Source organism: Salirhabdus salicampi, assembly GCF_024259515.1.
In the GTDB taxonomy this organism is placed as follows: Bacteria; Bacillota; Bacilli; order Bacillales; family Alkalibacillaceae; genus Salirhabdus_A; species Salirhabdus_A salicampi.
This window is the reverse complement of sequence record NZ_JANBWE010000002.1, coordinates 274,209-286,076: the sequence shown is the minus strand read 5'-3', so window position 1 is coordinate 286,076 and position 11,868 is coordinate 274,209. Positions and strand designations below refer to the sequence as shown.

At 37.8% G+C, this 11,868-nt stretch carries 11 protein-coding genes; 10 read left to right on the top strand and 1 reads right to left on the bottom strand.

All coding sequences use genetic code 11. The features are described 5' to 3' along the window. The 10 genes from panD to NLW78_RS07420 all read left to right on the top strand — a co-directional run bounded on the left by panD (position 1) and on the right by NLW78_RS07420 (position 9,320). On the top strand, positions 1-384 hold the full coding sequence (gene panD / locus NLW78_RS07465; protein ID WP_254496430.1) for an aspartate 1-decarboxylase: 384 nt from the start codon (positions 1-3) through the stop codon (positions 382-384). A 139-nt stretch (positions 385-523) separates the two neighbouring features. Next, positions 524-3,292, top strand: coding sequence for an ATP-dependent DNA helicase DinG (gene dinG / locus NLW78_RS07460; RefSeq protein ID WP_254496429.1), 2,769 nt, complete (start codon positions 524-526; stop codon positions 3,290-3,292). Positions 3,293-3,356: 64 nt separating this feature from the next. Further along, positions 3,357-4,151: a ComEC/Rec2 family competence protein gene (locus tag NLW78_RS07455; RefSeq protein ID WP_254496428.1), complete on the top strand. Its 795-nt coding sequence runs from the start codon at positions 3,357-3,359 to the stop codon at positions 4,149-4,151. A gap of 198 nt (positions 4,152-4,349) precedes the next feature. Continuing rightward, positions 4,350-4,523, top strand: a complete 174-nt coding sequence (locus NLW78_RS07450) for a YpmA family protein (protein WP_254496427.1) — start codon at positions 4,350-4,352, stop codon at positions 4,521-4,523. Then, positions 4,483-5,010, top strand: a complete 528-nt coding sequence (locus tag NLW78_RS07445) for a cell wall elongation regulator TseB-like domain-containing protein (protein WP_254496426.1) — start codon at positions 4,483-4,485, stop codon at positions 5,008-5,010. Before NLW78_RS07450 ends, NLW78_RS07445 begins: the two co-directional genes overlap by 41 nt. Positions 5,011-5,022: 12 nt before the next feature. After that, positions 5,023-6,204, top strand: coding sequence for a pyridoxal phosphate-dependent aminotransferase (locus NLW78_RS07440; RefSeq protein WP_254496425.1), 1,182 nt, complete (start codon positions 5,023-5,025; stop codon positions 6,202-6,204). Positions 6,205-6,225: 21 nt separating this feature from the next. Next, entirely contained in the window at positions 6,226-7,521 is a 1,296-nt protein-coding gene (gene asnS / locus NLW78_RS07435; protein WP_254496424.1) for an asparagine--tRNA ligase, read from the top strand. Positions 7,522-7,593: 72 nt separating this feature from the next. Then, complete coding sequence (locus NLW78_RS07430) at positions 7,594-8,286, top strand: DnaD domain-containing protein (RefSeq protein ID WP_254496423.1); 693 nt, start codon at positions 7,594-7,596, stop codon at positions 8,284-8,286. A gap of 12 nt (positions 8,287-8,298) precedes the next feature. Further along, entirely contained in the window at positions 8,299-8,958 is a 660-nt protein-coding gene (nth, locus tag NLW78_RS07425) for an endonuclease III (RefSeq protein WP_254496422.1), read from the top strand. Continuing rightward, a complete protein-coding gene (locus tag NLW78_RS07420) occupies positions 8,955-9,320 on the top strand; it encodes a YpoC family protein (protein WP_254496421.1) in 366 nt (121 codons plus the stop codon). Before nth ends, NLW78_RS07420 begins: the two co-directional genes overlap by 4 nt. A 9-nt stretch (positions 9,321-9,329) precedes the next feature. Here the strand turns inward: NLW78_RS07420 and NLW78_RS07415 are convergent, their stop codons facing one another. Further along, the gene (locus NLW78_RS07415; RefSeq protein ID WP_254496420.1) at positions 9,330-11,861 is read right to left on the bottom strand and encodes a transglycosylase domain-containing protein; all 2,532 of its coding nucleotides are present in this window, start codon (positions 11,859-11,861) and stop codon (positions 9,330-9,332) included. Positions 11,862-11,868: the final 7 nt, after the last annotated feature.

The window sequence follows — 11,868 nt, the reverse complement described above, 5'->3', positions numbered from 1 at the left end:
ATGTATCGCACAATGTTAAACAGCAAAATACATCGTGCTCGTGTAACAGAAGCAAACTTACAATATGTAGGTAGTGTTACGATCGATGAGTATATATTAGAACAAGTAGGTATTCTCCCACATGAAAAGGTCCAAATTGTTAATAACAACAACGGAGCAAGGATAGAGACATATGTAATACCCGGAGAACGTCATAGTGGAGTCATATGTTTAAATGGCGCTGCGGCTCGGTGCGTACAACAAGGGGATATTGTCATTATTATTTCATATGCTGTTTTATCTGAAGAAGAAATGATCAATCATCAACCGAAGGTTGCCATTATGAATGAGCAGAATGAAATTGAACAACTGTTAACGGCTGAACCACCCCTAACGGTGAAATAACTCCCGCTTTTAGTGGGAGTTTTTTTTCTATTGTTCCTGGCCCGTGCACTCTATCTGAGTAAGGAAAGTTTAGGTTAGGATATAATAAAAGGTAGAACAAATCGTTTTTATACATTATACATATGATTAAGAGGTTGAAGTGAAAGTTGGTGAGAGAATGACGAAATTTGCCATCGTTGATTTAGAAACAACCGGTCATGCTCCTGCAAAAGGAGATCAAATCATTGAAATCGGAATTGTCATAGTGGAAGATGGACACATTACGGAGCAATATTCCAGTTACGTACAACCAAATCTGGAAATACCTGCTTTTATAACAGGCTTAACAGGCATAACGGATGAAAAAGTACAAGATGCACCTAAATTCAATAGTATAATCGCTAAAATACGATCTTTATGTAAGGATGCCTATTTTGTAGCTCACCATGTGCAGTTTGATTTAGGCTTTTTAAATGAGGCATTGTATCAAGAAGGTGAACCACCAATTCGTAGTAAAGTCATTGATACAGTAGAACTCGCCCGTATTTTCGCTCCAAGGGCTCCGGGGTATAAGTTGTCTCAACTTGCCGACCATTTTCATATCGAACATCAGGCACCCCATCGCGCCTTATCGGATGCTTATGTCACGGCTGAGTTGCTCATTCGTTTGTTAGAGAAGGGCAAATCCTTGCCTGTCGAAACTCTTGAGCAGCTTATAAAATTTGAGCCGAAGCTTAAGAGTGATATGCACAACATTATGTCGAATTGGATTGAGGAAAAAAAGTTCCAGCTAGAAAGTAATGACCAAGTGGAAGTGTATAGGGGCATTGCGATAAAAAAAATTGATAACGATACAGATGAGGAGGAACCGACAGAAATAACCGATTCTTTCGGTCATTTTTTAGATGACACATTCGGTGAGACAGGGGCATTACAAAAGCTCATGTATCAGTATGAAAGACGAGCAGGCCAAAAAGACATGGCTGAATTTATTTTCCATGCATTTCATGAACAAAAACATGCCTTAATAGAGGCAGAAACGGGTACGGGAAAAACGTTAGGGTACGTTCTTCCTGCTGTCTACTTTGCACTGAAAGAGCAAACAAAGGTTGTAGTAAGTACCTATACTACCCAACTGCAATCTCAATTGTTAGAGAAAGAAATTCCCCTGATGCAACGGCTGTTTTCTGTACCAGTAAAAGCAGTTGTGTTAAAAGGAAAAAGTCATTATTTAAGCTTGAATAAGTTTGAACAGGAGATACACAAACCACCGACAGATGACAACTATGACGTTGTGTTAACGAAATCGATGATACTCGTTTGGTTAACGGAAACGGAGACTGGAGATGTAGATGAGATTCATCTACCTTCTAGCGGAAAGTTATTTTGGCGTAAAATCAATGCTGAAGCTGAACACTATTTGGATCCAAAATCGCCGTGGTTCTCAAGGACGTTTTTTCAAAGAGTGAAACGAAAGGCGCAAAAATCGAATATAATTGTGACCAATCATGCCCTTCTTTGTACGGATATGATCAATGATTTTCAGCTATTACCGTCGTATGACTATATCATTTTAGATGAGGCCCACCATTTTGACAAAACTGCTTCAAAACACTTTGGGTTACAGTTAGACTATGTATCCACACAGTTTTTACTAAACGGCCTTTTGCAGTTTCAAATGGGGGAAACCATTGTAGAAGGTGATGAATTTCATACATTATGTGAGAACGCAAAAAGTCAGGCGGACGACTTCTTCCGTTTTTTGTTTGAAATTGTAGCGAAACAGCAAACTGGTAATACATCAATGAACGATGTTGGCCGTATTCAATTCGTTTATGAGCATGGCAAGCTGCAAACGAGAACTGCTGAACTGTTAGCCGATATGACGGGCCGCTTCGTTTTCACGTTAAAGGAAATGGAACGTTTTCTGATTAAACACATAAACCAATTTTCAGGTGAGAAGCGGGACACGTTAACAAGAAAGTTAGGTCAAATTGAGACACTAATACGAAGTATTGAGGCATTTTTCTTACAAAACAGTGAACAGACGGTAAAATGGATCGAAATTGAATCGTTAGGTGCAAAAAATGCAGTCTTTTTATATTGTGAGCCTCTTAATGTTGGACAATTGTTAGCAGAACAGTTTTATAATCAAAAGAAGAGTGTTGTTTTGACAAGTGCAACCCTTACGATGAAAGGATCATTTGATTTTTTGATGGAAAGAAATGGGTTGGACGAGTCTGAGACTAATACGAAAAAAATCCCTTCTCCGTTTAATTTTGAAGAACAAGTCCGCTTGTTAGTACCAAGTGATTTACCAGATATTCAATACGGTAATGAAGATGATTATGTTCAGGCCGTTAGTTACTCCATCTATGAATTAGCAAAGATAACAAATGGACGGATGCTTGTTTTGTTTACTTCTTATAAGATGCTACGTCAGTCTTATGAAATGCTAAGACAATTTACCGACCAAGATGATTTTGTCATCATTGCCCAGGGAATATCGAGTGGTAGTCGAACAAGGCTCAAGAAAAATTTCCAATCTTTTGATCAAGCGATATTACTTGGTACGAGTTCATTTTGGGAAGGTGTGGATATACCAGGTGAATCTCTATCCGCAGTTGTAATAGTGAAGTTGCCATTTGAGCCTCCTAATCATCCTGTCTACTCAGCGAAGGCAAAGCATTTGAAAACGAAGGGGAAAAACCCGTTTATGAGCTTAGCTCTACCAAATGCTGTCATTCGTTTTAAACAAGGGTTTGGACGGCTCATTCGAACAAAAACAGACCGAGGAATTGTTATGGTTTGTGATCAAAGGATATTAAAAACGAAGTACGGAAAATATTTTACAGAGTCAATTCCGAAAGTTCCAATCGTTTACAATGATACCGAGGCGATATTGGAAGAAGCTGACAAGTGGTTTTAAGGTGATATCTTGTCGGAAATAACACATTCTATTGATGATGGGGTTGAAAATAGGATGTGAGAACATGAAAAAAATATTACTATGTGTTTCCATTATTACCATTGCTATACAAATACTAACCCCCAATTTAGAAGCCAAAGAATTACAACTCTCGAAAGATGAAGTACAATTCACTTTTTTTTCGCTTCCAGATGGGGAGTCCATGTTAATTTCCACAGGGCGAAATAAGCAAATTTTAATTAACACGGGATCAAAACATAGCAAAAAGCATTTAGTGGAGCAGATCGAGGAATTAGGAATTGAAAAAATTGATTATTTAATACTAACGAATAATCAAGGGGATACTTGTGGAAATACAGATGATGTATTAGATCAGTTTCAAGTTTCTGTTACAATTTCGGCAGGCAAATTGAGCTCTTCTTGCACAGAGGAGCATCAAAATGTTGTAGAGCACCGTTCATGGGAGCAAAATAAGTTCTATGAATTGAGTCCTGGCTTGTTTTTTCGCGTTATAAAACAGAAGGATCATGATTCAATGTCCCTCTATATATTATTCGGGAAAAACTCGTTACTGTTCTTAGCAGAAGGAGATAAAGAAATTGAGGATATGATTCAAAGTATGCCAATTAAAACAGAAATTTTAAAAATTCCTGAATATGCAGTAAAGAATTTTCCAAGCGAGCAACTTTTGGAGAAGTTAGACCCCCATATTGCGATTATTTTTAATTTAAGAGAGCATATTTTACATGAAGGTCTATTGGAACGCCTGCAAGAATCTTGGATTGATGTTTATCACTTGAAAAAAATCGGTACAATAAAGATATTATGGAATTTAACGGATTATGAACTAAAAAAATAGTGCTCACAAGCTTGTGAGCACCTTTTTTCAATGACAATTTTGGTATGGGTTAGATTTTTTTAGTTTTTCCTTCTTTGCGTATCGTTTTTATTGTTATAATAATTTACGTGATATATATGAGACATTCTTATTGTGTGATATGAGTTACACTGTATACTGTGTAAATTTTTCTTAAAATGACATAAAGGGAGGATCATAATGGAACCGAAAATCGAAGTATTATCTACTACCCGTGTTGAAAGGTCTGAAGACTTATACAAAATTGTGGATAGTTTAAATCGAACCTTAAAAGATCACAGAGTGATGTTTGGGTTAGCATTGGATGATGAAGATGAAGAGACAGCAATATTCACGATCTATAAAACAGAGTAGAAAAAGACTTTGGTTTATCGCTGTTGTCTTTTTAAGCCTCGTTGCTGTTGGGTACGTTACATTGATATACTTGACAGCTGTAAAAGGGAAGCAGGCTACATTTTCGCATTCTGAGCAGCGAGCTTTGGATTCGACTCCTCTGGCTTCTGTTACGAATACGGATCGTTTTAATGGTGCGCAACCATTTGATATTGTTGTTGGAGAAACGAATGAGGGAGAGCTCGGTTATGCCTTCGTCCCGATAGATAGCGAGGATGAAGATATCCGATACGTTCCAGCCGATAGTGGATTATCCAATGAGGATATTATCGCTATTTGGTCAAGCCAGTGCCGGAGTTGTACTTTGATCGATTTGCAATTAGGGATAGATGAGGACGTTTTATTGTGGGAACTCATTTATTATGATGAAAATCAACGGTATACGTTTGACTATTATACGTTTCGAAACGGAAATGTATATGAACAGTTTAAGCTGAAAACGAAATAGGGGGATTACATGATGGATTTAGCAAACCGCGTAAAATCATTAACACCATCTAGTACGTTGGCGATTACAGCTAAAGCTAAAGAATTGAAACAACAAGGATATGATGTAGTTGGTCTTGGCGCAGGAGAGCCTGACTTCAACACACCACAACATATTATTGAAGCTGCTAAAGCTTCAATGGAAGCAGGGAAAACAAAGTACACTCCATCTGGTGGGTTGCCAGAGTTAAAAGAAGCAATTATAAAGAAATTTAATCGTGATCAAAACTTAACGTATCAAAATGAGAACATTATTGTTACGACTGGTGCCAAACATGCTCTTTATACGTTATTTCAAGTATTGTTAGACGAAGATGATGAGGTAATCGTTCCTGCACCATATTGGGTAAGCTATCCAGAACAAATTAAGCTTGCTGGTGGTAAGCCAGTCATAGTTCAGGCTACAGAAGACAATTCCTTTAAAATTACACCAGAACAATTACAAAAAGCTATAACAAAGAAAACGAAGGCAGTAATTATCAATTCACCTAGTAACCCAACAGGTATGTTATATACGAAAGAAGAGTTAAAGCAATTAGGAGAAGTCTGCCTACATAATAATATCCTAATCGTTTCAGACGAAATTTATGAAAAGTTAGTATACGAAAATAAGCAACATGTTTCCATTGCTCAACTTTCTGACGAGCTTAAAGAGCAGACAGTTATTATTAACGGTGTGTCCAAGTCACACTCGATGACAGGATGGCGTATCGGGTATGCAGCAGGTAACAACTTGATTATTAAGGCGATGACAAACTTGGCGTCACACTCTACATCGAATCCAACATCTGTAGCGCAATATGCAGCGATTGCAGCTTATACATCGCCTGAAGATGAAGTGATGAGAATGAAAGAAGCATTTGAAAGTCGCTTAAACGAATTATATAAACGTTTAGCCGAGATACCCGGTGTATCCTGTGTAAAACCACAAGGTGCCTTCTACTTGTTTCCAAACGTGAAAGAAGCCGCAGATAACAATGGATTTCAATCTGTTGATGACTGGGTAAAAGCATTGCTGGAAGAAGAAAAAGTGGCCGTTGTACCTGGCTCAGGATTTGGATCTCCTCAAAATATTCGATTATCATATGCAACATCATTAGAACAACTAGAAGAAGCAGTAAAACGCATAAAACGTTTTGTTGAAAATCATATGTAAGTTTTTCAGGAGGGAAATACAGTGAAAACAACAATCAACCAAGTACATAAGCACTTAAACGAAGAAGTGACAATTGGAGCATGGCTTGCGAATAAACGCTCAAGTGGAAAGATTGCCTTTTTGCAATTACGTGATGGAACAGGATTTATCCAAGGAGTCGTTGCAAAGGCTGACGTCTCTGAAGAAGTATTTGATTTAGCAAAGAAAAAACTGACGCAAGAATCTTCGCTTTATGTCACTGGTACAATTGTAGAAGACACACGTTCACCACTAGGATATGAAATGCAAGTGAATCATATTGAGCTTATTCAAGAAGCGGTTGATTATCCAATTACACCGAAAAATCACGGAACAGAGTTTTTAATGGATCACCGCCACTTATGGTTACGTTCCAAGAAGCAACATGCTATTATGAAGGTTCGTAACGAAGTTATTCGCGCAACATATGAATTTTTCAATCAAGAAGGCTTTGTTAAAATTGATCCACCTATTTTAACAGGTGCCTCTGCGGAGGGTACAACGGAATTGTTCCATACGAAGTACTTCGACGAAGATGCTTACCTATCACAAAGTGGACAGCTTTATATGGAAGCAGCTGCTATGGCATTTGGAAAAGTATTTTCTTTCGGTCCCACATTCCGAGCGGAAAAATCCAAAACCCGTCGTCACTTAATCGAATTTTGGATGATAGAACCGGAGATGGCGTTTATGGATCACGAAGATAGCTTACAACTTCAGGAACAATACGTATTCTTTGTTGTACAATCGGTTTTAAACAATTGTAAAATTGAATTAGAAACACTTGAACGTGATACATCAAAATTAGAAAGTATTACAGCACCATTCCCAAGAATTACGTATGATGATGCTGTCCAATTATTGAAGGACAAAGGGTACGATGATATTGAATGGGGAGATGACTTTGGCGCTCCGCATGAAACAGCAATAGCAGAGAGCTTTGACAAACCTGTTTTTATCGTGAACTACCCAACAGAGCTAAAAGCATTTTACATGAAACCTGATCCTGAACGTCCCGAGGTTGTTTTGTGTGCAGACTTAATCGCTCCAGAAGGATATGGTGAAATCATTGGTGGTTCCCAGCGTATTGATGATTTAGAGCTAATGGAACAACGTTATGAGGAGCATGATTTAACAGGACCAGCTTATGAATGGTACTTAGAATTGCGAAAATATGGAAGTGTACCACATTCGGGCTTTGGGTTAGGCTTAGAACGTACAATTGCATGGATTTCTGGAACAGAGCATGTTCGGGAAACGATTCCTTTCCCAAGATTATTAAACCGACTATATCCATAAATATAGAAAACTCCCTCCAACGGGGAGTTTTTTTATGTAAGATGTTATAATGTTCATTGAGGTGAATTTGAATTGAATAATAACGCATTTTTTTATCAAACTCTTTTGTTAGACCAAATGACGATTCCGAAAAAGTTGATCTTATCATATAAACAATTAAGGTTAAATGAAATAGATTTTATGGTACTGTTGCATATTTACCGCTTACAAGTTGAAGGGATAAAACTACCTTCTGTACAAACGTTAGGGGAATTAATGACCAAATCTGAGCAAGAAATTGCTCAAACGTTACGGAGTTTAATGAAAAAAGGACTCATCTCCATCGAACAACATGAAGAGGAGAACGTGATCCATGAATGGTATTCTCTTGACCCACTATGGAAAAAGCTCTATGAAGAGAGTGATAAAAGTAGCACGGATTTGTCCCAAAAAGATGAAAATATCTTTATATTATTCGAACAAGAATTCGGACGGGCCCTTTCGCCAATCGAAATTGAGACAGTAAATCAGTGGATTGATCAAGATCAATTTTCAAACGATATGATAAAGGCAGCTTTACGAGAGGCGGTCTTAATGGGGAAACTGAGTTTTCGTTATATTGACCGAATTTTAAGTGAATGGAAGAAGAAAGGAATTAAGACAGTTGATCAAGCACGAGCTGCAAGTCAATCGTTCCGTTCAGGTGCCAAACAACAACAGGTGAAAGACACAGAAAAAAAGCGAGATACATCGATCTATTACAATTGGTTAGAAGGAGAAGAATAGGAGGAACTAGAGGTGTTAAATAAACAACAAATACGTTCTGTATTAGATATTATAGGGGAGATGTTTCCAGAGGCAGAATGTGAGCTCCGTCACGAAAATCCATTTGAACTACTAATAGCCGTCGTTTTATCAGCTCAATGTACAGACGCTCTTGTTAACAAAGTTACCGTAGATCTATTTCAAAAATATAAGCGTCCTGAAGATTATGTAGCAGTACCGCTAGAGGAATTACAAAATGATATACGCTCTATCGGCTTGTATCGTAATAAGGCAAAAAATATCCAAAAACTATGTCACCAACTCATCGAGAAGTATGATGCCGGTGTACCAAAAGAATATGAACAGCTAGTTGCCCTTCCTGGAGTAGGGCGAAAAACAGCAAATGTTGTATTGTCAGTTGCTTTCGGAATTCCAGCCATTGCTGTTGATACACATGTGGAGCGTGTATCAAAACGTCTAGGGATTTGCAGATGGAAAGATTCAGTCTTAGAAGTAGAAAAAACTTTGATGAGAAAGGTACCTGAAGATGAATGGGGAGATACTCATCATCGTCTCATCTTCTTTGGACGATACCATTGCAAAGCACAGAACCCACAATGTGAAACGTGTCCCTTACTTGAATTATGTCGGGAAGGGCAAAAACGCATGAAAAAGAAGGTAAAGAATCAATGATGTTTCAAAATGTTCAGCGTTATATTGATGAATGGAAAGACATTCGTGATCAACTTGCCGACTATTTCCGAAACAAACAAAAGAACGACATTTACGACGTCATGTTACAACAAATCGAACAATTTAAATGGGCATTGTATTATTGCAATAATTGCGAAGGCCCTACAGACAGCGTGATAACGAAAAAGGTTATCGACGAAATGGATTACGTACCAGTTAATGTGTTAGAACGATTAACTTTTATTGAGGAAAATCCTAAACATTATCAATCCTATATACAGTTACGTGCATTGTTTGATGAATTTGAAAAAATTTATGCTCGTGCAAAAGTTATGAAAAAGGATCAATCCATAATGGATTGATCCTTTACATTATCGAAGGGAGGTAATATCCCCTATAGGGTTTTCTGCCGAATCATCGTTTTCATCTGAAGAGTCGTCGGTTTCATCTGTTTCATCTTCATTCGTAGGCTCCTCTTCGGTTGACTCATCATCTGAATCATGATTTCCATTTTGATCTTCTTCTTCGCTCTCTTCATCATCCTCAAAGAAGTCGTCTAACGGATTTTCATCTTTTTCCGGAATTTCAACTTCTACTGTGTACGCTTCACTTCGCCTATTTTCGTTATGTTTATCAAAGGCAATTAAGCTTATAACATACGTTCTTCCTTGTTCAACGTTTCGGATTGTTGCTTGTTTTTTATCAGTCGTTGCATTTACTGAGCTATCTTGGCCTTTTTCACCAGCCTGAATGTCGAAGGATATATTGTCATCTTGGCTATCATGCTTCCACTTTACATCAATAACCTCTTTGTTATCATCGTATTCGACCTCAACGTCATAGACAGGATCAACTCGATCATATTGTTCAGATACTTCTGTTGGTTCATGTCCTTTGACAAATAATTCATAAACAATTTCGTTTTCAGGCGTATAATCGCTAGGTAATTTAGCTGGATTACTACCTTTTTCTACTCCAACTCTTACGACAGAGTCCGGCTTTACAAAATCTGTTGTTTCTACACCATTAGAAAGGTGGGTCATAATATGCTTAAACATCGCCTTTGGAATTTGTTGTCCTTTATAAGGAATATCACTCGGATATTCATCATAACCAGTCCAAACTGAGATCGTGAAGTTCGTTGAATACCCAGTAAACCAGGCATCAGGCGTTTTATCTTCATAGTTAGTAGTTCCTGTTTTTCCGGCTACAGGTATACCAGGAACATTTGCAGCTGTTCCAGTACCAGACGTTACAACGGATTTTAACATATCTGTCATCATATATGCGGTATAGTCGGACATTGCAACTGTCGGTTCGGGTTTAAAATCAATCGTTTCGCCACCGACGACAACTTTCGTAACGGCATACGGTTTGTGATATAACCCTTCGTTCCCAAAGGCAGCATAAGCTCCTGCCATTTCTAAAGGTGTCACATGAACGTTACCACCACCAATGGAATCAGATTCATGTAGCCCTTTATCTGGTATAGGAATACCTAAACCTTCCATGAATTGACCAGCTAACTCTGCTCCGACATCTTGGAATGTTTTAAGTGCCGGTATATTTAATGATTCTTTTAAGTGATATCGGGCAGTATTCCAGCCTTGATACTCGTCATTCCAATTTCGGATTGGTGTTCCGTTTGTGTACTCATGCTTTTCATCTTTAATTTGTTGATAGGTTGAATACTTCAGATGTTCAATCGCTGGACCGTAGTCTAAAATCGGCTTCATTGTTGACCCAGGCTGTCTTCCGGATTGATTAAAGGCGTAGTTAAAGTTTCCACCAATTCCTTTATTATTTTCTCTATTCCCACCAATTGCTAATATTTCCCCTGTTTGTGTATTTAACACCGTTACCCCGGTTTGAAGTTTATCATCAGGGTATTCAATTGGACTTTCTTCACCACTAAGCAACGTTTCTACATATTGTTGAGCATTTGGATCGATAGTCGTATGAATTTCTAATCCATCTGTGTAAATATTTACTTCTTCACCAAGCCGTTCTTGTACTTCGTATATGACACGTTCTATAAAGTCTTCATACGGGACGCTTGTTTTATAATCTTCAACTAACAAATCTTCTACGTTTATTTCTTTCGCTTCGTCTGCCTCTTCTTGCGTAATCTTCTCATGATGAACCATTAAGTCTAGGACGATATCTTTTCGTTTTTCGGCCCTCTCAGGATAGTCAAAAGGGTCATATGCACTTGGTAACTGAGGTAAGCCAGCAAGTAGCGCTGCTTCTGCCAAGGTAAGATCGTCTAAATCCTGTTTTCCAAAATATATTTCCGCTGCTTTGGCAACACCGTAAGCGGAATTTCCGTAATAAATTTTATTTAGATACATAGTTAAAATTTCATGCTTTGAATATTTTTGTTCCAGTTTAATAGCTAACCATTGTTCTTGTACTTTACGTTCAATCGTTTTTTTTCGATTTAAAAAGGCATTTTTCACAACTTGTTGCGTAATCGTACTAGCACCTTGGGCACCAAATCCGTCTGTAATATTTGCTAAAACAGCTCCACCGATGCGGCGAAAATCAATTCCGATATGATCGTAAAATCGTGCATCCTCTGTTGCAATAACAGCATCCTCGAGAATTTTTGGAATATCACTATACTCAATTTTTGTTCTCTTTTCTGCTCCTAAGTCTGCAATGATTTCACCGTTTCGATCGTAAATTTTAGCTGATAATGGATCAGATATATTTGCTCCTTTTAAAGAAGGGGCTCCTTGTACATAATACAAAAATAAGCCCGTTACCCCAGTGAAGAGAAGGGCGCTAATGATACTAAATATGAGTAAAACTTTTTTCCAATTTAAGTTTGGTAGTTTTTTATTTTTCTCTACTTTTTTTCGTTTTCTTCTTTGTACACGAGATTGGCTTCTATCAGCCATGTTCATT